The sequence below is a fragment of the Mycolicibacterium rutilum genome (genome assembly GCF_900108565.1).
Classification (GTDB): domain Bacteria; phylum Actinomycetota; class Actinomycetes; order Mycobacteriales; family Mycobacteriaceae; genus Mycobacterium; species Mycobacterium rutilum.
The window spans coordinates 1,228,592-1,254,673 of record NZ_LT629971.1 but is presented as its reverse complement, the minus strand read 5'-3'; the positions used below and the strand labels follow the sequence as shown (position 1 = coordinate 1,254,673).

The 26,082-nt window shown below is 64.5% G+C and carries 16 protein-coding genes and 5 pseudogenes; 14 read left to right on the top strand and 7 right to left on the bottom strand.

Going from position 1 to position 26,082, the window contains the following annotated elements; all coding sequences use genetic code 11:
* The first annotated feature begins 1,175 nt into the window (after positions 1-1,175).
* From istA (BLW81_RS06040) to BLW81_RS06020, 5 genes and pseudogenes are all read left to right on the top strand, one after another.
* A pseudogene (gene istA / locus BLW81_RS06040) lies at positions 1,176-2,787 on the top strand (IS21 family transposase).
* Between the two features lies 1 nt (position 2,788).
* A pseudogene (locus BLW81_RS06035) lies at positions 2,789-3,046 on the top strand (ATP-binding protein); the annotation flags it as partial.
* A 137-nt stretch (positions 3,047-3,183) separates the two neighbouring features.
* Positions 3,184-4,536 (top strand): Mu transposase domain-containing protein, encoded by a 1,353-nt coding sequence (locus BLW81_RS06030; protein ID WP_059166925.1) that lies wholly within the window; start codon positions 3,184-3,186, stop codon positions 4,534-4,536.
* Positions 4,533-5,387, top strand: coding sequence for an IS21-like element helper ATPase IstB (gene istB / locus BLW81_RS06025; protein WP_059166926.1), 855 nt, complete (start codon positions 4,533-4,535; stop codon positions 5,385-5,387). The genes BLW81_RS06030 and istB (BLW81_RS06025) overlap by 4 nt, the downstream gene beginning before the upstream one ends.
* Positions 5,388-5,450: 63 nt before the next feature.
* Positions 5,451-5,993, top strand: a pseudogene (locus BLW81_RS06020) (ATP-binding protein); the annotation flags it as partial.
* Positions 5,994-6,184: 191 nt separating this feature from the next.
* On the opposite strand, the gene BLW81_RS29860 reads toward BLW81_RS06020, so the two are convergent.
* Together BLW81_RS29860 and BLW81_RS30255 are read right to left on the bottom strand one after the other, a co-directional pair.
* Positions 6,185-7,336 carry a zinc-ribbon domain-containing protein gene (locus tag BLW81_RS29860; protein WP_235632199.1) on the bottom strand — a complete coding sequence of 384 codons (1,152 nt, stop codon included), beginning with the start codon at positions 7,334-7,336 and terminating at the stop codon, positions 6,185-6,187.
* Positions 7,337-7,366: 30 nt separating this feature from the next.
* Positions 7,367-8,374 (bottom strand): annotated as a pseudogene (locus BLW81_RS30255) (zinc-ribbon domain-containing protein); the annotation flags it as partial.
* Positions 8,375-9,243: 869 nt separating this feature from the next.
* Between BLW81_RS30255 and istA (BLW81_RS06010) the strand changes: the two are divergent.
* A complete protein-coding gene (gene istA / locus BLW81_RS06010) occupies positions 9,244-10,485 on the top strand; it encodes an IS21 family transposase (RefSeq protein ID WP_083406428.1) in 1,242 nt (413 codons plus the stop codon).
* Positions 10,486-10,487: 2 nt separating this feature from the next.
* Positions 10,488-11,270, top strand: a complete 783-nt coding sequence (gene istB, locus BLW81_RS06005) for an IS21-like element helper ATPase IstB (RefSeq protein WP_456093745.1) — start codon at positions 10,488-10,490, stop codon at positions 11,268-11,270.
* A 598-nt stretch (positions 11,271-11,868) separates the two neighbouring features.
* Here istB (BLW81_RS06005) and BLW81_RS06000 read toward each other — a convergent pair.
* On the bottom strand, positions 11,869-13,692 hold the full coding sequence (locus tag BLW81_RS06000) for an SIR2 family protein (protein ID WP_083406426.1): 1,824 nt from the start codon (positions 13,690-13,692) through the stop codon (positions 11,869-11,871).
* Between the two features lie 513 nt (positions 13,693-14,205).
* Between BLW81_RS06000 and BLW81_RS05995 the strand changes: the two genes are divergently transcribed.
* Positions 14,206-15,219 (top strand): hypothetical protein, encoded by a 1,014-nt coding sequence (locus BLW81_RS05995; RefSeq protein ID WP_157897606.1) that lies wholly within the window; start codon positions 14,206-14,208, stop codon positions 15,217-15,219.
* A 27-nt stretch (positions 15,220-15,246) separates the two neighbouring features.
* Here BLW81_RS05995 and BLW81_RS05990 read toward each other — a convergent pair whose 3' ends face one another.
* The gene (locus BLW81_RS05990; RefSeq protein WP_083406424.1) at positions 15,247-15,852 is read right to left on the bottom strand and encodes a dihydrofolate reductase family protein; all 606 of its coding nucleotides are present in this window, start codon (positions 15,850-15,852) and stop codon (positions 15,247-15,249) included.
* Positions 15,853-16,022: 170 nt separating this feature from the next.
* Between BLW81_RS05990 and BLW81_RS05985 the strand changes: the two genes are divergently transcribed.
* Together BLW81_RS05985 and ilvA are read left to right on the top strand one after the other, a co-directional pair.
* Positions 16,023-17,468: an APC family permease gene (locus tag BLW81_RS05985; protein WP_083406423.1), complete on the top strand. Its 1,446-nt coding sequence runs from the start codon at positions 16,023-16,025 to the stop codon at positions 17,466-17,468.
* 1 nt (position 17,469) lies between these two features.
* A complete protein-coding gene (gene ilvA, locus BLW81_RS05980) occupies positions 17,470-18,684 on the top strand; it encodes a threonine ammonia-lyase (protein ID WP_407662318.1) in 1,215 nt (404 codons plus the stop codon).
* Positions 18,685-18,699: 15 nt separating this feature from the next.
* On the opposite strand, the gene BLW81_RS05975 is transcribed toward ilvA, so the two are convergent.
* Positions 18,700-19,530, bottom strand: coding sequence for a nitroreductase family protein (locus BLW81_RS05975; protein ID WP_083406421.1), 831 nt, complete (start codon positions 19,528-19,530; stop codon positions 18,700-18,702).
* A gap of 99 nt (positions 19,531-19,629) precedes the next feature.
* On the opposite strand from BLW81_RS05975, the gene BLW81_RS05970 reads away from it, so the two are divergent.
* Positions 19,630-21,018: an oxygenase MpaB family protein gene (locus BLW81_RS05970; RefSeq protein WP_083406420.1), complete on the top strand. Its 1,389-nt coding sequence runs from the start codon at positions 19,630-19,632 to the stop codon at positions 21,016-21,018.
* A 76-nt stretch (positions 21,019-21,094) separates the two neighbouring features.
* On the opposite strand, the gene BLW81_RS05965 is transcribed toward BLW81_RS05970, so the two are convergent.
* Positions 21,095-21,865 (bottom strand): IclR family transcriptional regulator, encoded by a 771-nt coding sequence (locus BLW81_RS05965; protein WP_083406419.1) that lies wholly within the window; start codon positions 21,863-21,865, stop codon positions 21,095-21,097.
* Positions 21,866-21,934: 69 nt separating this feature from the next.
* Between BLW81_RS05965 and BLW81_RS05960 the strand changes: the two genes are divergently transcribed.
* The 3 genes and pseudogenes from BLW81_RS05960 to BLW81_RS05950 all read left to right on the top strand — a co-directional run bounded on the left by BLW81_RS05960 (position 21,935) and on the right by BLW81_RS05950 (position 24,079).
* Positions 21,935-23,386 carry an MmgE/PrpD family protein gene (locus tag BLW81_RS05960; protein WP_083406418.1) on the top strand — a complete coding sequence of 484 codons (1,452 nt, stop codon included), beginning with the start codon at positions 21,935-21,937 and terminating at the stop codon, positions 23,384-23,386.
* Positions 23,387-23,432: 46 nt separating this feature from the next.
* Positions 23,433-23,543 (top strand): annotated as a pseudogene (locus BLW81_RS05955) (3-isopropylmalate dehydratase); the annotation flags it as partial.
* Positions 23,540-24,079 carry a YbhB/YbcL family Raf kinase inhibitor-like protein gene (locus tag BLW81_RS05950; protein WP_083406417.1) on the top strand — a complete coding sequence of 180 codons (540 nt, stop codon included), beginning with the start codon at positions 23,540-23,542 and terminating at the stop codon, positions 24,077-24,079. The pseudogene BLW81_RS05955 and the gene BLW81_RS05950, both read left to right, overlap by 4 nt.
* A gap of 112 nt (positions 24,080-24,191) precedes the next feature.
* On the opposite strand, the gene glmS is transcribed toward BLW81_RS05950, so the two are convergent.
* On the bottom strand, positions 24,192-26,060 hold the full coding sequence (gene glmS / locus BLW81_RS05945; protein ID WP_083406416.1) for a glutamine--fructose-6-phosphate transaminase (isomerizing): 1,869 nt from the start codon (positions 26,058-26,060) through the stop codon (positions 24,192-24,194).
* Positions 26,061-26,082: the final 22 nt, after the last annotated feature.

The following is a 26,082-nucleotide window of genomic DNA, read 5'->3' as shown; positions in this document are numbered from 1 at the left end:
GTCTGGAGCACTAGCGACGAACGTCGCGTCTCCCTTGCTCTATGCGCGGGTCACCGCTGCTAGATCCGAGCCTCGCTGCCCGTGCCGGCACGGCGCCCCGTTTCGCTGGCCGAATATCGGCTGTGAAGCGCCCGCGAACATTGGTCACAAAGTCGGGACAGATCTCGACGGTCATGCTGTGAGCCAACGCGCATAACCCCACTTGACGGACCGCCGATTGGTCATCAAGCGCGAGAAGTCACAACGGCGGCGCCAGGCGGTGGTGGTGCGGCGGCTGCTGTTGCCGGTGACGACGGCTGCTGTGGCTTATCAAGTCTTATGGCCAATTCTCTTCCTAAATGTCCACACGATGGCATCATCAGTCCTTCCCGCCAAGCTCCACACTCGGCGTGTCAGACCAGAACCAGTTCCACCGTTATTTAGACAGTCCCCGCAGGTTGGAACGTGCTGCTCTGCGGTACGGCAGAGGTGTCTGCGAAGAGGGCACAAACTTGAAAATTCCGCGTATGATATCAGTCTGTAGCCAAATCTACTGGACTGCAACAACATCCGTCGAAGCAGAGGCCGGGATGCTGTCACGTGACGAAACATGGCGCATGGAGTTGGCTACATCACCTGAGGGCGGGCAGCGCGAAATCCTTCCTGCCGGCGAGTGGACATGAACTTGAGAATCCTCGGTATGGACACGACGTGAGAATCTTGCGTTTCGTCCAGCTCAGCGACTGACGAGTGGACGCAAAGCTTGAGAAGCCACAAGATAGCCGACGATGTGGCTTCTCAAGTTTGACGTCGAATTCTCAGGTGAGATGTCCATCTGATGTCCAAATGGAGATGAAAGTGAGATTTACGGAACGGTCCGACCTAGTAGTTGTGGTTCCAACGCGGCGCCCGACTCATGAGAACGGAGTGCGACGGTTATGTCGAGGTGAACCCCCTGTCGTCACGAAACGGTCGGACCGGGGAGTAGAGCTGCGGATGCCCACACATGGTCGCAGCGGAACGAACGAGGCTGGTGTCGTCTGCCATGAGGATGGGACCAGTGTGACCTGATTTTTGCCAGGGTGATGGGACCACCTGGATTGCCAGTTATGGGACCACCGGCGCGTCGCGTCGGTGGTCTTTTCATTTGTTCGTTCGATCGCCGTGACGGCTCAAGGTCACGGAGGTCGGCGGGCATGGCTTTTCGGGAGGTCAGTGTGAATGAGATCAGGGAAGTGCTGCGGGTGTGGCTGGGGGTGGTGGGACTGCCGGCGCCGGGGTACCGCAGCATTGCCGCGCATTGCGGCCTGGACCGCAAGACGGTGCGCCGCTACGTCGAGGCCGCCCAGGCGGCGGGTTTGCGTCGCGACGACGACGTCAGCGCGGTCGATGATGCGTTGATCGGGATGGTTGCCGAGGCGGTGCGTCCGGTGCGCCCCGATGGCCACGGGGCGGCGTGGGAGCAGCTGGTGGGCTTCGAAGATCAGATCACCGCCTGGGTGGCCGGCACCGGTGAGCATCGGCCGTTGACGGTCACGAAGATCCACACCCTGTTGGCCCGGCAGGGGTGTGTGGTGCCGTATCGGACGTTGCACCGATTCGCCAGCCAGCGTTGCGGTTTCGGCCGCAAAGACCTCACGGTGCGGGTCGCTGATGGCGATCCCGGAGTGGAGTGCCAGGTCGACTTCGGCTACCTGGGGATGCTCACCGACGCTGCTGACGGGCGCCGCCGCAAGGTGCACGCGCTGATCTTCACCGCGGTGTACTCCCGGCACATGTTCGTGTGGTTGTCGTACTCGCAGACCCTGGCCGCGGTGATCGCAGGCTGCGAGGCGGCCTGGGAGTTCTTCGGCGGGGTGTTCGCCGTGCTGATCCCCGACAATCTCAAGCCGGTGATCGCCGACGCGGACGCGGTCAACCCGCAGTTCAGCCAGGGCTGGCTGGATTACGCCGGGCATAGCGGGTTTCTGACCGACCCCGCCAGGGTGGCCTCGCCGAAAGACAAGCCACGGGTGGAACGCGCCGTGCAGTACGTGCGGCGAAACTTCTGGGACGGAGAAACATTCACCAGTCTGCAGCAGGCGCAGGACGCCGCCACAGCGTGGTGTCGTGACACTGCGGGCACCCGCACCCACGGCACCACCTGCGCACGCCCGCTGGAGGTGTTCACCGACGAAGAGCAGCCCCGGCTGTTGGCGGTGCCGCAGGTCTATGACGTGCCGGTGTTCAAGAGGGTCAAGGTCCACCGCGACTTCCACGCCGAGGTCGCCAAGGCCCTGTATTCGCTGCCCGAATGCTGGATCGGTCAGTACCTGGACGTGCGCGCCGACACCGAGCTGGTGAAGTTCTATCGCCGCGGCGTGCTGGTCAAGGTCCATCCCCGCCAACCGGCCGGTGGGCGCAGCACCGACCCCCGCTGATCTGCCCGAACACAAGACCGGCTACGCGCTGCGTGATGTGGCGGCGTTGATCGCCACCTGCGCCTCCCACGGCCCCAACGTCGGGATCTACGCCGAACGCATCCTCGATGACCGGCTGCCCTGGACGAAGATGCGTACCGTCTACCGGCTGCTGGGTCTGGTGCGCCGCTACGGCGCCGACCGGGTCGAACAGGCCTGTTCATTGTCGCTGGATCTCGATGTCGTCTCGGTGAACAAGATCGCCTCCATGCTGGAGCGCGCCACCGAGACCAGCTCCCCGGCCCTGCCGAAAGCGGTCGGTCACACCGCGACCCGCTTCGCCCGTGATCCTTCCGAATTCAACTCCACCCCAACATCATTGACCATCTTTTCCGAGGAGAACCGCTGACATGACTACCACCGCCCGTGGAGCTACCGACCCGATCGGCGCTGATCTGCTCCGACTGCTCAAAGCCCTCAAGCTCGGTGCACTGGCTGACACCCTGCCCGAACGCGCCGCCTTGGCCCGACAACACAAACTCAGCCACATCGGCTTCCTGGAAACACTGCTGGCTGACGAGGTCTCCCGACGCGAATCCCGCTCCGCGGCACTACGAGCGGCCAAAGCCGGACTCGATCCGAGCATGCGGTTTGACACCTGGACCGCCTGACCGCGCTCGCTGAAATTCCCCACTGACGCTCATCGAAATTCCCCACCCGTGTGGCTCCGCCGAGAAGGGCGGGCCTCCCTCGAAGCTGCTGGTGTCTGACGCCAGTTGCTTCACCGAAGGAGGCCCGCTTTCTCATGCTCACATGGGAGGACGATTTGGAAGTACATGCCCTACGCCGTCGTGGCTGGTCGATCTCAGCGATCGCCCGCCACACTGGTTTCGACCGCAAGACGGTCCGCAAGTATCTGGCCGGTGGCGGCGAACCGGGGGTCCGTGCCCGCAGCGGTCCGGACCCGTTCGATCCGTTCGTCGACTACGTCACCGCCCGGTTGACCGAGGACCCGCACCTGTGGGCGCGCACCCTGTTCGACGAGCTCGAGCAGCTGGGGTTCGGCCTGTCGTATCAGAGCCTGACGCGCAACATCCGGGCCCGGGATCTGCGTCCGGTGTGCGAGGCGTGCCGCACGGCCACACAGCGCCCGAACGCGGTGATCCCGCACGCCCCGGGTGAGGAAACCCAATGGGACTGGCTGGAATTGCCCGATCCGCCGGCATCCTGGGGGTGGGGCAAGACCGCGCATCTGCTGGTGGGCTCGCTAGCGCATTCGGGCAAGTGGCGCGCCGCCCTGGCGCCCTCGGAAGGCCAGCCGCACCTGGTCGCCTGCCTGGACCGGGTGACCCGAGGCCTGGGCGGGGTCACGCGGGTGTGGCGTTTTGACCGGATGGCCACGGTGTGTGATCCCGGCTCGGGTCGGGTGACCGCGTCGTTCGCCGGGGTGGCCAAGCACTACGGCGTCTCAGTGGCGGTCTGCCCGGCTCGGCGGGGCAACCGTAAGGGTGTGGTGGAGAAGGTCAATCACACTGCGGCGCAGCGCTGGTGGCGGACGCTGGCCGACGAGGCCACCGTGGAGCAGGCTCAGGTGAGCCTGGATCGCTTCGCCGCGGTGCGCGGCGACACCCGGCTGCGGGCCACCGCCGACGGCCGGTCCTCGGTCGCTGTGGTGGCCAAGACCGAGCCGTTGGCACCTGCGCCGGCGTCGCCGTATCCGGTGATCGTGTCGGAGACTCGCACAGCGTCGCGGCAGGCGTTGGTGTCCTATCGCGGTAACCGTTATTCGGTGCCCCCGGAACTGGCGGCGGCTCAGGTCGTGGTCAGCCATCCTGTCGGTGGCCAGTTCTGCGACATCGCCACCACTGGCGGGATCGTGATCGCCCGCCACCGGATGGCCGCCGACGGGCTCGGGGTGATGGTGCGCGACAGCGGCCATGTCATCGCCCTCGATACCGCCGCGATGGCCACCGCCACCACCGGACGCCCACACCGCCGCAAAGAACGCATCCCACCCGGCCCAGCCGCCAAAGCCGCTGCCGCACAACTACTGCGGCTCGATGCCGAAACAATCCAAACATCAACTCCATCAACCAATTCCACCGTCATCGACCTGTCCGCCTACGAGCGGGCCGCCCAGAACAGGACCATCCAATGACCCCCACCCCACGCACCCCGAAGACCACTAGGGCCGCCGCCGAGGAGGCGCCGTCGGCAGCCGCGAGCCGCTATCAACAGCTGCGCTCGCATCTGGCCGAGCTCAAACTGGCTGCCGCCGCCGAAGCCTTGCCCGCCGTCTTGGACCAGGCCAGCGCCGAAGGACTCTCGCTCACCGTCGCCTTGGAGCGGCTGCTGGCCGTCGAAGTCGAGGCCAGCACCGCGCGCCGCCTAGCGGGCCGGTTGCGGTTCGCTTGCCTGCCCACCCCGGCCACCCTCGTAGATTTCGATGTCGATGCCGCCGCCGGGATCGACCGCAAGCTCATCGATGAGTTGGGCACGTGTCGCTACCTCGAATCGGCGACCAACATCTTGCTCATCGGCCCACCGGGCACCGGCAAGACACACCTCAGCGTCGGCCTCGCCAGAGCTGCCGCGCACGCCGGCTACCGGACCTACTTCACCACCGCCGCGGATCTGGCCGCCCGCTGTCACCGCGCCGCCATCGAAGGACGCTGGGCCACCACCATGCGCTTCTACGCCGGACCGACGCTGCTGGTGATCGACGAACTGGGCTACCTGCCGTTGCCCGCCGAGGCCGCATCGGCGCTGTTTCAGGTTGTCTCCCAACGATATTTGAAGACCAGCATCGTCATCACCACCAACCGCGGGGTGGGTGCTTGGGGCGACATCCTCGGCGACACCACCGTCGCCGCCGCCATGCTCGACCGCCTGCTGCACCGCTCCGTGGTAATCAACCTCGACGGCGAGTCCTACCGCCTACGCGACCACCAAGCGGCCGCCGAAACGCTACGCCGAACCACCACCGGCAACCGCCAACAACTACACTGACCGCTGCTCACAGGTGAGGAATTTCGGCGAGCACACCTGAGGACTTTCGATGAGCGCGATCACGCCCACGACGACCTGCGCTATGACCGCACCCTGCTCGGTGATCTCACCTCGCTACGGTTCCTCGATGCCGGCCAGTCCGCGATCGTCCTCGGGCCCGTCGGCGTCGGCAAGACCCATCTGGCAACAGCATTGGGCCACATGGCTATTCGCCGCCGCCACACCGTCGTTTTCGGCCGCGCCGACAAACTGTTCACCCGGCTACGCGCCGCCCGCCTGGACCACACCGTCGACGCAGAGATCCGCCGACTGGCCGCCGTCGACGTTCTGATCATCGACGACTTCGCGCTACGCCCCCTCGACGCCACCGAAACCAGCGACTTCTACGAAATCGTCGTCGAGCGCCACCGCGCCAAGACCACCATCATGACGTCGAACCGCGAGCCCGCCGAATGGCTGACCATGACCGCCGACACCCTGCTGGCCCAATCAGCCATCGACCGACTGACCTCCGCCGCGCACACCCTGGTCATCGAAGGACCGTCCTACCGCCAACGAACCCGCCCTCAGCTTGACCCAGACCCCGCCGACAAGCATCCTCAATAACGCGCCACGGTGGTCCCATCCCCCTGGCAATCAGGTGGTCCCATCACCCTGGCAAGCGACATGCGTAACAGGCTTCTTTTCACGTGAGCGCATGCCATCGGTCTTTGAGGATTGGTGCGGACCGAACCTATGTTGCTTGGAGCCGCGTGAAGGCCCCGGCGTGTTGATGAAGGTCGGCTGGCCGTTGCCATTCAGCGATGATCGCCGGGCACCGGCCTGTCAGCAAGCAGTGAGGTTCGTTTGCGTCGCTTTTCCAAACTGGATTTGCGTCCGCAGACCGGGCACCCGACACCCGAGGCGCGACTTCCGATTACGGCTTGCCAGCTGTTGCCGCACTCTGGGCAGAGCCACCATGCTTTCTGCCCGCTACCGAATGTGACGTGCTCGGGTGTCTGTGGTGCGTTCTTGATCGGATCCCATTCAGCGGCCAGTTCCGGCCGCTCCGACGCCAACGACCGAGGCCGGGGCCGTTGAATTTCCGCCGCGGCGGCCGCTGCGGCCCAGGGCTCGCTAGTACTTAGGTATTCGTCGTGGTGCGTGACGCGGCGGCCGAGTTGATCGAGTCTGCGGAGCACGGCCTTGGCGCGCTCAACTTCGGACGAGAACTTCGGCACCATCACGTCGTATTGCCCGATTGGTTTGAGGTCCTCCCGGATGCGAATGACCGACCAGCCGGCGTCTTCCAATGCCGCGGTCTTGCGGCAGTCCTTCTCGTGGCCTTCTGCCGTCTTGTGAAACCTGTTGCCATCGAACTCAATAACGAGATTCCACGGGGGCGCAACCATGTCGCAGTTGAGCGGCCTGCCCCGCGGCGGGTAGATCATCGAGTGTTCGACATCTATCGGCACGCCGGCGGCGACGAGCTCGTGCCGTAGACGAATCTCCTCGGCGCTCGTACCCCACAGGATGCACTTCGGACAACCCCGCGCCTTCGTCCTGTTGTTGATCATCGCCTGCCATTCGTGGCCACGAGGACACATCCACCATGCCTTCTTGCCGCTGTTGCCCGTGACATCGGCAGGCGTCAGATCGGCGTTGCGAGTCGGGTGCCACTGGCTGGCCAGTTCTGAGTCCTGTTCGGCAAGGGAATGCCCTGTGTCGGGTTTGCCGTGAGCCGCAGCTACCTGCCGCGTCGCGCATACCTTGCACCCGGAACCGTCTGCGCGGCTGCCAATTTGTGCCTCCCACTCGTTACCGCAATCGGGGCACAACCACCAGGCGCGTTTCCCACTCTTCACGGTGACTTTGACCGGGGTGAGACCACCGTTGCGCACAGGATGCCATTGCGCAGCGAGGTCTGGAAGTCGTTCCGCCAGCGACTGCCCGGGCTTGGGAGCGCCCAATGCAGCACCCCCGCGCCGCCGCCCGCACTTCGGGCATCCCGCACCTCCACGGGTTCGGCTGTTGATCATTGCGGACCACTCGTGGTCACACGTCGGACACAACCACCACGCTCGCACATTGCTTGCCCCACGAAACTCGGCGGGAGTCAGTTCACCGTTGCGGACGGGATGCCATTGCGCCGCCACCTCCGGGTACTGCTCCGCGAGGAAGGTTCCAGTCGGAGCGTCGGTGGCCGTGGACAGTGGTTCGGGCTTGCCCGGCAGTGGAATGGAGAGCGGTTGCGAACTCAGACGTTCCGAGCCACGCTGGCAAGCCGTGTCTTTGGCCGGTAGTTGCGCGCCGAGCCGTCCTTGGCCGCGACGACGGCAACCGGGGCATCCTGCACCTGCAGCGCGATTGCCCACCGACGCAGCCCACTCGTAGTCGCACCAAGGGCACTTCCACCACGCCTTACGCTTGGCCGAGAACGCTACGTCGCTGGGTGTGAGGTCACCGTTGAGGGTGGGGTGCCACTCTGCTGCCACCGTCGAATTGCGCTCGGCCAACGAGGAACCAGGCTTAGGTCTACCCAACGCGGCATGCGCACATTTTCGACACGCGCTACCTCGCGTGCGATTTGCCACCTGTATTGCCCACTCATGACCGCATCGCGCGCACAGCCACCAGACCTTCTTGTTGCTGGCATAGCCGACCGTTGCTGGGGCCAGTTCGTCATTGCGGCTGGGGTGCCATTCGGCGGCGACCGCCGGGAACCGTTCCGCCAGTGAGTCGCCTGGGCTCGGCATACTCTTCAACCGGCCCGCCTCCTGGCGAGCACACGCCGGGCATCCATGACCATGGGCCCGGCTGCTCACCCGCGCCTGCCAAGCGTGATTGCAGACCGGGCATAGCCAGAATGCTCTGAGCTTCGCGCCTGTCGTGGTGGTCAGCGGCGTCCGATCACCGTTCAACGTGGGATGCCACTCGGCCGCCAACAATGGCAACGCCAGATTCAGACTGTTCGAGTGATGACCTCCGTCTGAGTTACCCGTAAGCATGTCGTCGCCCCTCCCGAGGAACAGCCTGCCACTGCCCTATGACACCGATCACCTCCGAAACATCCGTTCGGCGCGGCCGACGGTTGCAGGGCGGTGGCCGTTCCACCGGCCACGAGGGGCTGTACCTTTTGACGACCATCAGCAGCAGCAAATGGAGTAAGCCAAATGACGATCGCCATTAAGCCGCTCTGCTGCGCGTCAGTGCTGATACTCGCCGTCAGCTGCGGGTCGCAGGAGAGCACGAGCGGAGTTCCTGCCCAGGTCGAACTCACCACAACAGTGGAGGCACCGTCCGGCGTTCCATCTTTCACCGCCCAGGGCCTCGCGGAGAGGATCCAAGTCGGTGTACCGAGGTCACAAGATTGATCGAAATCACTGGAAACAACGACGCCAACGACATGATTGGCCGCGTCAATGGATACGTTGCAGCCACGGTGCTCGTCGATTCCCGAATAGGAGAAGGTTGCGACATAGCGAAGGTTGGCATCGTGTGTGGCGCAGGAATCGAGCAGTGGCCTCACGAGCCAGCAGCTTAGCAGCGAGAGAGCTACATCAAGGGGCTGCTATCGTCGGCGCCGAGTACCAAACCCTGAAAGCCAACCTGTTGCTACGGGTCAGTGGCAAGCTGAAGCTTCAGAAGCCGAGGCGTATCAGGCAGCGTTCAACGACTGATCCCTGCACAACAGGCCACGCCCGCCGCATGGCTGAGCCGGCGGCAGTCGACGTGTTGGGTGTTATCGGCGGGAGGGGGGCGCTCGCGCACGGTTCGGAGCCTGGCGACGGTGACACCGAGCGGCTTTGTTGACGACGGTTGAAGATCCGGCCAGTCGCGACGGTTGAAAAGTAGGCCACCCGATCAGATTGGATGGGTGATCTCCTTGGAAGACTGGGCCTTGATCCGGCATCTTTACCGCAGCGAAGGGCTATCGCAGCGGGCCATCGCACGGCAACTCGGCATCGCGCGAGACACCGTGGCGGCCGCGGTGGCAAGTGATGGTCCGCCGAAGTACGAGCGGGCCTCGGCGCCGTCGGCGATCAACGAGGTGGAGCCCCGAATCCGGGCGTTGTTGACGGCCTACCCGACGATGCCGGCGACGGTGATCGCCGAGCGGGTCGGGTGGACCGGTTCGATCTCCTGGTTCCGGGAGCGGGTCCGGGCGATCCGCCCGGAGTACCTGCCGGCTGATCCGGTCGACCGCCTCGAGCATCCGCAGGGACGGGTGGTGCAGTGCGACCTGTGGTTCCCGGCGCCCAAGATCCCGGTCGGTTTCGACCAGGAGACGATGCTGCCGGTGCTGGTGATGGTGGCAGCGTTCTCCCGCTTCATCGCCGCGGTGATGCTGCCCTCACGCCAAACCATGGACTTGGTGGCCGGGATGTGGCAGCTGCTCTCGCAGAACTTCACCGCGATACCGCACGAGTTGTGGTGGGACAACGAGGCCGGGATCGGACGGCGCGGCCGGTTGACCGAGTCGGTCACGGCATTGATGGGGACGCTGGGGTCGCGGCTGGTGCAACTCAAACCCTATGACCCCGAATCCAAGGGCATGGTCGAGCGAGCCAACCGATATCTGGAGACGTCGTTTCTGCCCGGCCGCTTCTTCATCTCACCGCAGGATTTCAACAGTCAACTCGACCAATGGCTTCGGACTGCCAACGCGCGTCGGGTGCGGGTCCTCGATGGTCGCCCGGTCGACTTCATCGATGCCGATCGAGCCCACATGTTGGCGCTGCCGCCGGTGCCGCCGGTCGTGCAGTCGGTTTCCTCGGTGCGGCTGGGACGTGACTACTACGTGCGGGTGGCCGGTAACGACTACTCCGTGGACCCGGGTGCGATCGGCCAACTCGTCGAGGTGACCACCACCCTTGCCCAGGTGACGGTGGCCCGAGGCGGCCGCCTGCTGGCGGCTCATGACCGCTGCTGGGCGGCGCGACAAACGCTGACCGATCCCGCCCACGTCGCCGCCGCCGCAGCGCTGCGACAGCAGTTCCAAACCGGCCAGCCACCCACCGCAGGTGATCACCTGGTTCGCGATCTGGCCGACTACGACCGCGCATTCGGCGTCGAATTCACCACTGGCACAGCGACCTCCGATGGTGAGGTGGCATGAGCATGGCCGAAGAACCGATCAAAGCCGTCCTGCACTACGCCCAAGCACTCAAAGCACCCCGCATCCGCGACTCGGCGGCCCGACTGGCCGAGCAAGCCCGCGACGCCAACTGGACTCACGAAGAGTATTTGGCCGCAGTCCTGTCGCGGGAGGTTTCGGCCCGTGAGGCCTCGGGTGCGGCGACTCGTATCCGCTCGGCCGGGTTCCCGACTCGCAAGTCGTTGGAGGACTTCAACTTCGATCATCAACCAGCATTGAATCGGGACATGATCGCCCACCTGGGCACCGGTGCTTTCCTGGCTAAGGCATCAAATGTGGTGCTGCTCGGGCCGCCCGGAACTGGCAAGACACACCTGGCCATCGGGTTGGCGGTCAAGGCCGCTCAGGCCGGGCACCGCATCGCGTTCGCCACCGCGGTCGATTGGGTCGCTCGCCTCAAGGCCGCCCACAACGCCGGGCGCCTGCCCGCCGAGCTGACCAAACTGCGGCGCATCGGATTGCTCGTCGTCGACGAGGTCGGCTACATCCCGTTCGAGCAGGATGCCGCGAACTTGTTCTTCCAACTGGTCTCCAGCCGCTACGAACACGCCTCGCTGATCCTGACCTCCAACCTGCCCTTCGCCCGCTGGGGCGACGTCTTCGGGGATCAAGTCGTAGCCGCGGCGATGATCGACCGCATCGTCCACCACGCCGACGTCCTGACCCTCAAAGGCTCCAGCTACCGCCTCAAAGACACCGGAATCGACACCTTGCCCTCCGCCAGAGCCGACAACACGGCACAATAACCACGACCACGTGGCCTACTTTTCACCGTCGCTTCTGGCCTAGTTTTCGACCGTCGTCGACAGGCTTCGGCGTTCACTTCGAACCGCGGCTCCTTTCTCTTTGTAGATGGGGCAAGCGCTGAAGTGTTTAGGTATCCGAGGTCCGATGCGGCCCGCAAAGTGTTGGTGAGGCCGCTCACGCCTCAACCCGTGCGCGTGTCATGGCGGACGGCCTCTAGCGCGGACGTCCGCGACACGCCGACTATCTGCGTAAACACATCAGTGTTACTTTGTCGCTACGCTTGTCGGCGTGGCCCGCGGCCTTCGGAAGTGTCGGAGATTACTAGGTTCGGAACCGAACTCGATCGCTCAGCTCAGCAACGTGGGTAACAATGGTGTCGAGCCGCGGAGATAGGGCCACACTCGGGGCCCCAATGCGCCAGGCTATCCTGACGAACAGACAGCTTGAGGGATGTGAGGTTAGACGTGGCCGATAAGCCAACCACGGCGACGTACTCGCGCCGAGAGACCGTCGGCAAGACGTCGGTCATCGTCGGACCAGCACCTATCCATGGCAAAGAGACCTTCAAGAGATATATACAGGGATCCCGCGATCAGCCTAAGGCTGTTCACTCGAAATAGCGGCGATCGCGACTGCATGCAGTAGAGCTGTAAGTCGGTCGAACGTCGGAGCGTACATCGCTGACAATATCGAGCGCGGGTCGTCGCGCTGCCAAACGGAGCGGGTCGCGAGCAGTCTTGAATTGAGGGTGATGACGCCGATGGGAACGTCGGCAAGCAGCCGTGATGTTGTTTCGCCGCCTCGCTCTATGTCGGTGATATTGCAACTGATCGGTACAGCCAGGATCGATCGCCAGAGTTGCCAATCCGAATCTTTCTCGTCATCCTGAAGTGCGAACGTGCCGTTGAATTCCGCACGAGCAGCAGGAAACCTACTACCGGCGCGCACCGGTGCTGTCCTGTCAAGTGACCACTCATGACGATGCTGGTAGACCGAGGTTCCCACCAGTCTCAGCGAGTAGTCGGCACGAAAGGCGCCGCTGTTTGTCCGCGACCGAAGCCAGAGGAAGATCCCAAACCGTTCGTCCTCGAAAGCCTGGTGGAACTCCCTGAAGATTCTGCGCTCATGTAACGAGTGGGAGTCGCGAAGTTCGAACCGCGCTTCTTTTAACAGCTTGGCTAGCTCGCCGTCCTGGTCTTCATCTAGTGGCGCGAACAGTCGATCCGAGAGGGTCTTCGCATGATCACCCGAGGGGAAATCCTCGTCTGGCGAGCAGTTGATGTTGGTATAGGCGGCCTCCAGAACTCGAGTCAACCGATGCCCGTAACGTTCAGACGTCGAAGGTTCGTCGTCGTCCATGTACGCCTCTTCGCGTTCGTCCTGTTGGAGCTGTAGGACGTATGCAAGTTCGTTCATGAGCTGAATCTGTTGACCGTACGATTTCAGCAGGATCGGTGTGACAGGTAGCACCCGAGCCAACGCTTCCACCTTCTTGATTTCATACGCCTCGGCTGTATCAGGGTCAATGCCGTTGTGAGCGCTTGCATTTCTGGAAGTGCATACAGAGAGAACGAACGTCCTTTCTCCTGAGTCGTTGTCGTCCTCTTGACGTTGCCATAACGGGCCGACGAGGTTTGGATCGGTGAGGCTTACACCAATGAAAATCGTGACCGTCTTCCGCATTCGAGCCAGCAGGAATTGCTTCACGCGAGGACCGACCGACAGAAAGTCGCTTTCGGTGAGCACTAACTTGCCGCGAGCCTCATCCCCAGGAGGCAATAGGCCGTGCAGGTGCATGACTGATGAGCCTGGATCCCAAGAGTCGTCATCACCGTCCTCGGCTTTGGAATCGGCTAGTACGTGTGGACTGACGATGAAAGTATCTCCCTCGCCGGTTCCTTCAGGATCCTTCGCAATTTCGTACCCATTGATTGCGGTCTCGAGGACGGTGTCGTAATTTGTCGTGACGAGCCCTACGGCCTTGCCCATCTGTTTGAGCATGAGGAAGAACCGTGCGATCGCATCTGCGAGACGGCCGGGGGTGATCGGCCTGTCGTTACCGCCGCGATCAGTATAAAGGGCGTCACGGACAATCTGGCTACGAGTTGATGCGCGCTTGGCAAGGATCATCTGTAAGACGGTCTCAGCCTTACGGATTAAATCGGCGTCGTCCAGTACGGCCGCTTCTCGCCAACGATCCTCAAACTGAGATGAGTTAACCATGTTCGCAATGAGCTGCCCCCAACTCGGCAGTCCCGCATCGAGTGATACTCCAGCGCCTACCACTAGGGTGAAGCCAGCTTCCGTGTCCAGCAGGAGGTCGAACAGCGAATGCAGATCCTCTTGGGACCGGAAGGATAGCGCAGGCGACTCAAAGAAGGAGTCGCTTTTTTCCTTGTGCATACCGTAGTTGAGATGCATTACAGCTCCTAGGCGGTCTTGCGCAAACGTCTACACGGGGCGGCGCGCTGTATCGGCGAGGGATGCGCTCAACGAAAGATAGCGGATTCGCTTAGCTGTATGGGCCAATCCCAGATGCGCTCGGACTGGAGAGGTGGTCCGCGGAGGCGATGTCCCGGTAGCTCGTCAAATCGTCGTATCCTCCCGAAGGGCCACACAGAGTTAGATGATGTGGAGCCGCCCGTCGTCCGGGATCACGCAGGAAAGCCGAGGAGGGGTGGTCGAGGTGTCCAGTGGGAGTGCAAGCACGCGAAAGGCGTGGCAGGCTCTCGTGGAGCCGCAGCCGTGCATATGATGCGGGAATCAGTCGTTCAGTAGTGCCAGTCGGGAGCGATTCGCCTGGACAAGGCGACGAACGTCGATCCTCGGGGCGTTCGGCCCCGCAACGCGTGGCGACGACGTGTTCTAGCCTGATGTGCGGGGATGGCTAGTAGTCCGTAGTAGCGGTTGCTTTCCTGGAAGGAGCAAAGCTCGATGGGCCGTGAGAGACGGGAACTGCGGGCGGCGAAGCTCCGAAAGAAGGCTGACGCCAAGCGCATTCGCAGAGTCCGACGGGATGAGCGCAAGACCGAGCTGAACATGACAGTGGTCAATGCTGTTATAGGACAGAGGAATTCAGAAGTCTCACTCAACGATGTGATTAGTGTTGCCGTTCAGCAGACCCATGCCGCTCTATTGTATGCCGATAAGGTGACACTGGTAAGTCCGTCGGTTGCGTTGATGCAGTCGGCGGACGATGTGGGGAACCGCGTGGGTGTTGATTTGCTTCTCGAACTCGCCAAGGTCGCGCCCAAATACTTTCCTGACGCAGCGAAGGAGCTGCTCGCCTTCAAGCGCACAATCGACAATCTGCCCCCTCGGGCGCAGTGGAGTGCACGTGAACAACGTGAGTACGAACTTGTCGTCGTGGAAGCCAGTAAGCAGTTCAGCCCAATCAGCGACAAACTGCGCAAACAAGCCCACGCGCTGAACGCGCAAACAGGCTTCGATCAACTTCAATTAGCAGTGGATGCGGGGATTCTTAGCATCGAGCGCATGGCCGGCGTCGATGTGTCTGCGATCAGCGATGGCGATGACACGATGGTGCTCGGGTATTTAGATCGGATTCAGAAGCTTTTCGACACGCGTAACGAATATCCTCTGTTCGACGCGAACGCCAGCAGCATCGTGTCAGGTGGCTTGGAGATGGGCATATTCACGCGAACGCCAGTTGCGAAACGGCTTGGTCAACATGCATTGATGGCGGATGGACTGTTCGACCGCCTTCCGTTGTTCCCGTACGCCTCTACCTCCGAAATCCTCGACATCCGAACTGAATTGAGCCCGGCCTTGGGCGCCTTCCGCGCTGGCGTTAGTCGCCTCACGGAAAACATTGATGTTGCCGCAGAGGACCCCAACTTCGGCGAAGAGATCGAACAGGCATGGAACACCGACGTAGCACCCGCCCTCGATGAAATCGAGGCCACGATCAAGTCACTTGCGCTGTAGGTTCCTAGATCCCCGAGACAGGCGACTTCACGCGGGCGCGCCGAGCGGCGGATGCTCAAGCACTCGAGGCTGGTACTCGACCAACTGGATGCGGCCGTCGAAGGTGCGGTGCTCGATCATGTCGAGGGCGACGTCTGGATAGCCGTCGTAGATGCGCTCTGCGCCCGTCGCTCCGGTGATCACCGGAAACATCACGACCCGGAAGCGGTCAACCAGTCCTGCTCGCAGCAGGGACCGGCACAGACTCAGGCTTCCGATAGTGCTGAGCAGCCCCGAGCCACTCGACTTCATGGCGCGGACCGCCTCGACGGCGTCGTCGCGGACGAGCGTCGAATTGGCCCACGTCAGCGGTTCCTCGAGGGTCGACGAGAACACCACCTTGGGGGCTTGCGTGAGCTCGTCAACGGATTCCTCCTCTTCGGGCCTGAACTCGTCTTGGCCATTCGGAACCTCCCCGGCGGCGAAGCCCGACATCAGGCGGTAGGTATTGGCCCCCATCAAGTAGGTGACCTCCGGTTGCTCGCCAAGCCATGCGAGGTACTCCGGCCCCTCGTGGCCCCAGAAACCCGGCCATCCCTCGCCCGAGGCGTAACCGTCGAGGGAGGTGATGAAGTCGACCAGAAGCTCCGCCATGTCGGTGTCCTTTCAGCAGGTGTCACGAACTTGGACCGGCCTGAAGCCGAGAACTCACCGGGCGCGCTGCGGGTAACGCGGAAACCATTCAGCAGACCGACTGTGACCGCAGCGGCTAGCTTGATCTCATCCCTCGCCCTAGCCCCTTCGAGAGTCAGGAAGGCGTTCGTATGGGAAGAACGGTCGAAAAGCCTGAGGACACGTCTCTGCTGAAGGTCCTCGGCAACTGGGACGTGCTGGCCCTCGGCTTCGGCGCGATGATCGGCTTCGGCTGGGTGGTGCTCACCGGCGACTGGATCGGCTCTGCAGGCACCCTCGGAGCCGTGCTGGCTATGACCGCCGGCGGCGTCATCATGGCGATGGTCGGCCTGACCTACGCCGAACTCACTGCCGCCATCCCCAAGGCGGGCGGAGAACACAATTTCCTGCTTCGTGGCATGGGGCCGCGCTGGTCGTTCATCGGGTCCTGGGGGATTGTCGGCGGCTATGTGACCATCGTGGCGTTCGAGGCCGTGGCCCTGCCCCGAACAGCGTTGTACCTCTTCCCTGGTCTCAATCAGGTTCGGTTGTGGGACGTCGCGGGAAGCGAGGTGTATCTGACGTGGGCGCTGGTCGGCGCGATCGCAGCGGTCGTCATCACCACCATCAACATCCTGGGCGTCAAAATGGCCAGCGTGGCACAGACATTCGTCGTCGTGCTGCTGTTGGTCATCGCGCTGATGCTGGTCGTCGGCTCCTTCACCGGCGGATCAACCGAGAACATGCAGCCGTTCGTGACAGGCGGAACGGCAGGATTCTTCGCGGTGCTCGTCGTGGTGCCGTTCCTCTTCGTCGGATTCGACGTCATTCCGCAGTCCGCAGAAGAGGTGAACGTCCCCGCCCGTCAGGTCGGGCGCCTTGTTGTCATCGCGGTGATCCTCGCGACCATCTTCTACCTCATCACGATCGTGGCCACCGCATCGTCGATGCCCGCCGGCGAACTGGCCGAGATGGACATCGCCACCGCGGACGCCTTCGGAGTGCTGTTCGGCAACGACTTCATGGCCAAGGTGTTGATCGCCGGAGGGATCGCCGGAATCCTCACGTCGTGGAACTCGTTGCTACTCGGCGCCTCCCGGTTGATGTACTCGATGGCGCGCTCGGGCATGCTGCCGGCCTGGTTCGGTAAGTTGCATCCCCGGTTCCGCACCCCGATCAACGCGCTGCTGTTCATCGGCGGGCTGTCCGTCCTCGCCCCGTTCCTGGGTGAGGCGATGCTTGGGTGGCTCGTCGACTCCGGGTCGCCGAGCATCGTCGTCGCTTATCTGTTGGTATCCATCGTCTTCTTGATCCTGCGCCGACGCGAACCGCAGATGGACCGGCCGCTGCGGGTCGGCGGACGCGGGAAAGCGGGTTTGGTGATCGGCGGCGCGGCCGTCGTGCTCTGCGTCGGGCTGCTGAGCCTCTACCTGCCGGGGATGCCCGCGTTCCTCGACCCTCAACCGTGGATCTTGTTCGGTGCCTGGTGGCTGCTCGGCGTAGTCTTCCTGCTGCGCATCCCGGCGGGGATCGAGCCGGGCGAAGATGCCGAACATCGGTTGCTCGACGCGATCAACCGGCGCCCAGACAAGAGGTGAAGTGACGCAGCTGATTTCGAGGGAACAGATAGCGGCGGCCGCTGAACGTCTGGGTCCGGTGGTTCGACGCACGCCGGTCATCGCCTCGCGCGTGCTGTCGGAGCGAATCGGCCAACAGGTGTACTTCAAGTGCGAAAACCTGCAACGCACAGGCTCGTTCAAACCGCGGGGGGCATACAACCGGATCGCGAACCTATCCCGCGACGAACGGGAGCGCGGCGTCGTCGCCGCCAGCGCCGGCAACCACGCGCAGGGAGTCGCATGGGCCGCGACAGAGCTCGGGATCGCGTCGACAGTCTTCATGCCGGTCAACGTCGCGCTGCCAAAGCTGGTGGCCACCAAGGCTTACGGCGCGCAAGTCCACCTGGCCGGCGAGACGATCGACGACGCCCTGGTCGCTGCCCGCGAGTACGCCGAACACCACGGAGCAGTCTTGATCCACCCCTTCGACCATGCCGACGTGGTCGCCGGCCAAGGCACCGTCGGATTGGAGATCATCGAACAGATCCCGGATGTCGCGACCATCGTCGTGCCGACCGGCGGAGGCGGCCTGCTCGCCGGAATAGCCTCAGCCGCGAACTATTTGGCGCCTCAGGTCCAAGTGATCGGGGTCCAGTCCGCGAGTGCTGCCGCTTGGCCCAGTTCGTTGGCCGCCGGACAACCCGTGCGCGCGGAGTCGATGCAGACGATGGCCGACGGTATCGCTGTCGCGCTGCCGGGGGTGGTTCCCTATGCGCATGTCAAACAATTCGCCCACTCGGTCCAGACCGTCAGCGAAGAAGCACTCTCCCGCGCCCTGTTGCTCTGCATGGAGCGTGCGAAGTTGATCGTCGAGCCTGCCGGCGCAGCGGCTGTCGCGGCGCTGATGACATCGGCCCTCGACCTCGAGCTGCACGGCCCGGTGTGCGCCGTTCTGTCCGGCGGCAACATCGACCCGCTGGTACTCACCCATGTGCTCACGCATGGTCTACGTGCCGCCGGCCGGTATCTGGCGGTGCGAGTCACCATTCCTGACCGCCCCGGCGGGCTCAGTCGATTGCTCGGCGTGGTCAGCGAAACCGGCGCAAGCGTGCTCGACGTCGTGCACTCCCGCACGACGCCCACACTGGCCCTGAACGAAGTCGAGGTGATGCTCACCGTCGAAACCCGGGGTCCGGCCCATCGACAGGATGTTCTGGACACCCTCAGCGGTGCCGGCTTTACCGTCTCCGTCTGAGACGTTCGTGCTCCGCTATCCCAGCGCGAACGTGGTCGTCTCTGCGACCGGCCGCCGCCCCGGCGGCGGAAGCGGCTCACCCACAGACTGCTGCCCGAGCCGGATCAACGCCTGTGGATACGCGGCGCCGTCGAAAACCTCGCACGCCAACGCCAACCGGCTGCGCGGATCCCGCAACGGCTCCGTCAGCGGACACGTCACCAGTCCGAGGGCCGCCGCCGCGAGTGTCAGGTCGCTGAGCGCCTCGCCCGCACGCAGCCGCGCCAGGTCGTTGTCGGTTCCGGTCGCCAGCACCAGCATCGCGGCCTCCTCGTCGAGCTGCTGCGCCCCATCGTCGTCGTACCGCAACGCATACTCGGCCTCCCCGAGCCGGGCCCAGCGAGCGGTCGGCACCACAGAAACCTCGACGTCGAACCGCGCCGCGCGGACGACGAGCTGTTCGATCGTGCCGGCAGGCAGTGTGCCCCGAAAGGGCCGGCGGTCCGCGCGACGACGCGAAATCGCCTCGGCCAGTTCAAGGCTGCCGGCCCCGGCCGGCCGCGGGTCGAGCGAGATCGACGCCAGCACCTCGGCCTCGGGGAACCGGTGAACCCGGCTCGCCCAGCCCGCGGCGGCGAGCGCGACCACACAGTGGTGCAGCACAGCACCACAGCTCAGGAGGACATCGCCGCGGTCGGATCTGCTGTCACCGCGGCGGCGCTGCCAGTCGGCGGCCAATTGCACACCGCGACGGCCGACGAGCCATCGCCACGGCTGCGCATTACCCGCCGACGGCGCATTTGCTGCGAGGTCGAGGACGCGCTCCAACGTCGAGGTGTCGGGGAAGGCGGCATCCACGTCGTCCATTGTGACCCGAAACCGCGGCCGAGCCGGAACCACCGTTCACATAACCGGGCATCCTGAGATAGCTTCGACGCTGATGCCCTCTGCGAATGGACGCACTTCATGACCGTGACCGGTGAACGTCAAGAGATCTCCCTCGAGGACGTCGAGTTCAATCGACGCGACCACCCCGACCGGCCGCTGCGGCCCATCCCGCCGGGCCGTGACCATTTCGCCACCCAGTGGCGCCAGATGCGCGAGTTCATTTTCGGTGACTGGATCGACATCGACAAAGAGGTCGAGCCGAACACCATCACCCGCCTGCGCGATGACTACTTCTGGCAGGCCGACGAGCACATGATCGGCGTGGTCGACGCCTTCGAGCGGATCGGCCACGAGCAGGGCCGGGCCCTGTTCGAACAGGCGTTGACCCAGGGAATCGAAACACTCGACGATCCTCCGAAAGAGTTCGTCGAACTCTTCGAGCACCTCGATCAACTGCCGGGCCAGTTCGACCTCGCCGCCGCCGAACGCGGCCGGATGCTGGCGATGTCGGCCACCGTGGCGGCGACGATGATCATCCGCGGGTGGGCGTTCTACGAGACCGCGATGACCGGCGACATCTCTGCGGCCACCGGCGCCACCGGCCGGTTCGCCGACGACGGACCCCGGCGTTTCATCGAGACCGCGCGGGTGTTCGCGGAGTTCACCCTGCCCGACATCTTCGACCGACACTCCGATGCCTTCCAGGACGTGGTGCGGGTGCGGTTGATGCACGCGATCGTCAGCCGCGGGCTGCGCCGCAAATGGGGCGACGACGTCTATCTCAAGTTCGGCGAACCGATTCCGGTCACCTCGCTGCTCGGATTCGGCAGCGGCATGTTGCTCGGCCGACTCGTCGACCACGCATTCGGACGGAAGCTCACGCGCCAAGAACTCGAAGACCTGGCGGAGTACTCGTCGTTCTCGGGCCGGCTCTGGGGAGCGCCCGAGCGGCTGCACTCCGCCGACGGTCTCGAGCTGATCAAGTCCTTGAACTACGTGCTGGCCCGCGGTGGCAACCCGTCGCCGTGGCGTGCCCAACTTGTCGACGCCATCGCCGGCCCGGCGCACCTGATGACCCTGACCGAAACCCTCCCCGGCTGGGCGCGAAAGCTGGTGGCACGACACGTCAATCAGCTCACCGCGAGCGTCGCGCTGGTCCCGGCCAGCGTGGTGTTCGGCTACCGCCAGATCGAGGCGATGGTCGCGGGCACCCTGTTCGAGCCGCTGGGCTACAACTTCCAACGGCGGATCCGCGTGTTCGAGAACATCGCCAAGGTCAACGTCGGCATCGCGCGGGTGGCTGACCGGCTGCCGTGGTCCAACCCGATCCGAGAGCACCGGAAGCGGACCGGAGCGGCCGCGCGTGAGCGCATCGCGACACTGAACAAGATCGCCCGCGGTAAGGACATCCCCCTGACCTACACCCATCACGACCGCTCGACAGCGGGAGAGGGCTTCACCGGCTGACCGGCGAACGTGGGTTACCCGCACGCTGAACCCGCGGACGGTGTGCGTCGACCCCACACTCGGCGCGATGCCGGCGCTAGAGATCGAGAGCTTCGATGGTGCTGCCCGGATTGGGTCCGAGCAGTGCGGCCAGCCGCGGGCTGAGATCTCGACACGCGCCCTGCAGCGGGCCCACCAAGCGCGCCACCGTGTGCGGCGTCAGTCGCTCCGCCGGTCCGGCAATCGTCATGGACCCCAACACGATTGGTGTGCCGGTCGGATCGTCCGGCGTGGCCAGCAGTGGTACGGAGATGCCGTTGATGCCGGGGTGGTTCTCGCCGTAGGACGTCTCGTAGCCCCGATCGCGAATGGCGGCGAGCTGCTCGGGCGTGACGCCGTGGAGGTCGACGTCGGCGCGCTCCGACTCGGGTAGGTACGCCAGGATGATCCGGCCGCTGGCGCCGGCTGCCAGCGGTGAGCGTTCCCCGAGCACGCCGGCCGGATCCAGCAGCGGGTCCGACGGCGCCGGGACGCCCAACACCAACACCCGGAACTCGCCGGCCCGCAGGTGCACCACGGCGGCCTCACCGCTGACGGCGGCCAGTCGGGCGACGACCGGGTGCATCAGGCGGAGCATCGCCGGTCGTGGACCGATGACGGTGGCCAGCGCCATCGCTCGGCTGGCCAACCGGTAGCCGGACCGCCCGAGGTGGTGCAGGTAGCCCTCGTTCTCGAGTGCCTGCAGGATGCGGAACGCGTTCGACTCCGAGAGCCCGGCCCGTGCCGCGACGTCGCGCAGCGTCGCGGGCTGGCGCATTCCGGCGAGGGTCTCCAGCATCTGCAGCCCGCGCAGCGCGGTCGTAGCCACGCCACCAGCGTACTTGCGGATTACGCAAGTTGGCTGGCGTCTAGAGGACCCGGTCCCTGCAATGGGTGCATGAGCACATTGACCGAGCACACGGTGGACGCCACCGGCCACGGCCCCAGCGCCCCCGACGGCCCGACGGGCCGGCTGGTGAACTGGGTGCGCACACTCGAATGGCGCCAGGTGCCCGACCCGGTCCGGGTGCGGGCAGCCCACCTGGTGTTGGACGGCATCGGCTGCGCACTGGTCGGCGCGCAATTGCCGTGGTCGCGCCTCGCCACCGACGCGGTGTTGGGCATCGAGGGCCACGGTGCCGCCGCCGTCATCGGCACGGGGCGCACGACCACACCAGCCGGCGCCGCCCTGCTCAACAGCACCTTCATCCAGGGCTTCGAACTCGACGACTTTCATCCCCTGGCACCGCTGCACTCGGCCTCGCTGGTGGTCCCGGCACTGCTCGCGACGGCGGCCCACCTGGACCGGCCGGTGAGCGGGCGGGAACTGCTGCTGGCGACGATCGTCGGTTTCGAGACCGGCCCGCGGATCGGTCTCGCATTAGGAGGCGCCGAGATGCTCTCCCGCGGTTGGCATTCCGGCCCGGTCTTCGGCGGGATCGCCACCGCGCTGGCGTGCGGCAAGGTCCGCGGCCTGGACGGCGAGCAGCTCGAGGACGCGGTCGGCTTCGCCGCCACCCAGTCGGCGGGGCTGATGTCGGCCCAGTACGAGGCGATGGGCAAGCGGATGCAACACGGCTTCGCCGCCCGTAACGGTTTCTACTCCGCCGCGCTCGCGCAGTCCGGTTACACCGGCATCGACCAGGTACTCGTGCGGCCCTACGGCGGATTCCTGGCGGTCTACGGCGAGGGCCACCACCCCGACGCCGCCGCGATCACCCGCGACCTCGGCGACCGCTGGGAGACCACCGCGATCATGGTGAAGTCCTGGGCGGTCATGGGCGGCCTGCACGGTGTCGTCGAGGCCGCGCGCACCCTCCGAAACCGCCTGAACGGCCGCATGATCGACCGCATCGACATCCGTGTCGGCGACGTCGTGTACCACCACGGCTGGTGGCAGCCGCAACGGCCGCTGACGGCGATCGGCGCCCAGATGAACATCGGCTACGCCGCCACGGTGACACTGCTCGACGGTGTCGCGTTACCGCAGCAGTTCACCGCTGAGCGCCTCGACACCGACGACGTGTGGCGGCTACTGGATCGCACACACGTCGAATTAGACTCCAGCATCGACGAATCGGCGCCCACCGAGCGCTTCCAGACACACCTGACTCTGACCTTCAGCGACGGCCGCACCGAAACGGCATCGGTGCTCGCGCCGCACGGCAACCCATCCGACCCCGTCACCAACGACGAGGTCATGACCAAGTTCCACAACCTGGTCAGTGCTGTCATATCCGACGACCGTGCCGCCGCGATCCGGCACGCGGTCCTCGGGCTACCGGAGGCCGACGATGTCGCACCGCTGGTGGAGCTGCTCTCCGGCCCGGCGGGAAGGGCACTGGACTGATGTCTACGACCACCGAATCCCGGCGCGCCTAGAGGATTTCCTCGAAGTGCCTGCATTGCCTGACCTGCTTCTCGACATTCTGGCCAGCGGCGGTGTCCTGCCGCGGCTGGCCGAGCAGGGTTACCTACCGGCAGCCGGATCGGGTGGCGGCGCATGACCAGTCTCGGCCGACTGTTACGTAGTGTTCGGGCAGGTGGTGACCGCAGCTTGTTGGCGGGGATCGACGTGCCCGACACGATCACCGTCACCAGCGGCGCCTTCCAGGATGGCGGAACCATTCCGGTCAAGTATGCCGGTGAAGGCGTGGGGGACAATCAATCTCCGGCGCTGCGCTGGTCTGGGGTTCCGCAGGGCACAGAGGCGCTGGTGCTGATCATTGAGGACGATGACGTTCCGCTGCCCCGCCCGCTGATGCACACGATAGCGATCCTCGAGCCTCAACGCGACCACATCGACGAAGACGCCCTGGTAGCCCCCAGCACCGATTTTCGGTTCATCAAAACACTGCTTGGGCATGGATACTCAGGGCCCCGCCCCATACCCGGCCACGGCTGCCACCACTACCGCTTCCACCTGTTTGCGTTGAACAATCCGGTGCCCGGCACCATCAAGACCAAAAGTCGACTCTTGCAGGCGATACGGCAGTACGCGACCGCGCGCGGCACACTGACCGGCGTCTACCAGCGGCCCTGACCAGTGACGCTTCAAGGCGCGCAAGTTGTTGTGGCTACTCAATGGGCAACAACTGCGCCAGGCAGCAATGACGGCGGTGCTGGCGCAGGCGCCGAATCAGAGTGTGCGGGGTTCACTCGACGGTGACCGACTTGGCCAAGTTGCGCGGCTTGTCCACATCGTAGCCGCGGGCCTGCGCCACCCCGGCGGCGAACACTTGCATCGGGATCACTGCCAGCAATGGCTGAAAAAGAGTCGATACAGCGGGTATCTCGATGAGGTGATCCGCGTACGGAGCGACCGTGTCGTCGCCCTCTTCGGCGATGACGATGGTGACTGCACCGCGCGCCTGGATCTCGCGGATGTTGGACAGCAGCTTGGCATGCAGAGTGACCGCACTCTTGGGGGAGGGCATCACGATGATGACCGGCAGGTCGCCCTCGATGAGCGCGATCGGGCCGTGCTTGAGCTCACCGGCCGCAAAGCCCTCGGCGTGCATGTACGCAAGTTCCTTGAGCTTGAGCGCACCTTCGAGCGCCACCGGGTAGCCGACGTGGCGACCTACGAACAGCACCGCGGACGAAAGCGCGAAGCGCTTGGCGAGCGCGGACACCGAATCCACGCCGACCAGAACGCGTTCGATCTGATCCGGCATGGCCTCGAGCTCGCGGTATTCGCGCGCCACCTCGTCGGGGTACTTGGTGCCGCGCGCCTGCGCGAGCGCCAGGCCCACGAGGTAACTGGCCGTGATCTGCGCAAGAAACGTCTTGGTTGACGCGACTCCGATCTCCGGTCCCGCGCGGGTGTATAGCACCGCGTCTGCTTCGCGCGGGATCTGACTGCCGTTGGTATTACAGATCGCGAGCACCTTGGCCTTCTGAGTCTTGGCGTGTCGCACCGCTTCGAGTGTGTCAGCGGTCTCCCCGGATTGCGAGATCGCGATAACTAGCGTGCTGCGGTCCAGAACCGGGTCGCGGTAGCGGAATTCGCTCGCAAGCTCGACCTCGACGGGCAGTCGGGTCCAGTGCTCGATGGCGTACTTGGCGAGCAGGCCCGAGTGGTAGGCGGTCCCGCACGCGACGACGAAGACCTTGTCGATCTCGCGGAGTTCCTGATCGGACAGCCGCTGCTCGTCGAGCACGATGCGGTTGTCATCGAAGTGCCCCAGCAGCGTGTCGGCCACAGCCGACGGCTGCTCGGCGATCTCCTTGAGCATGAAGTAGTCGTAGCCACCTTTCTCGGCGGCGCTCAGGTCCCAGTCGATATAGAACGGCCGGGCATGTCCGTCCGCCCGGTTCCCCGCGAAGTCGTAAATCCGGTACTCGTCGGCGGTGATGACCACCGCCTGATCCTGACCGAGTTCGACTGCCTCACGAGTGTATTCAATGAATGCCGCCACGTCGGAGCCGATGAACATCTCGCCGTCACCCACACCGACCACCAGCGGGGTCGAGCGGCGCGCGGCGACGATGGTGCCGGGCTCGTCGGCGAACGCGAACACCAGCGTGAAGTGGCCTTCGAGCCGTCGTAGTACCGACAGCACCGAGCCCTCGAAGTCTCCGACCGTCGCCCCACTGCGGTAGGCCTGCGCCACCAGGTGCACGGCGACCTCAGAATCGGTGTCGCTCGCGAACTCGACTCCGGCGACCTCCAGCTGGGCTCGCAGGGACGCGAAGTTCTCGATGATGCCGTTGTGTACGACGGCGAACTTGCCACTCGCATCCCGATGCGGATGAGCATTGCGGTCCGTGGGCCGGCCGTGTGAGGCCCAGCGGGTGTGGCCGAGGCCGGTGCTGCCGGCGAGAACGTCGCCGACGGTTTCGTCCAGCGCCATTTCGAGATTGGCCAACCTGCCGGCACGTCTCCGTACGGTCAGTCCGCCGTGTCCATCGAGTAATGCGACTCCCGACGAGTCATAGCCGCGATATTCCATCCGGCGCAGTGCGTTCACCACGATGTCGCGGGCGGGCCGGTGTCCCACATAGCCGACGATCGCACACACGTCCGCAGGTCCTTTCGGAATC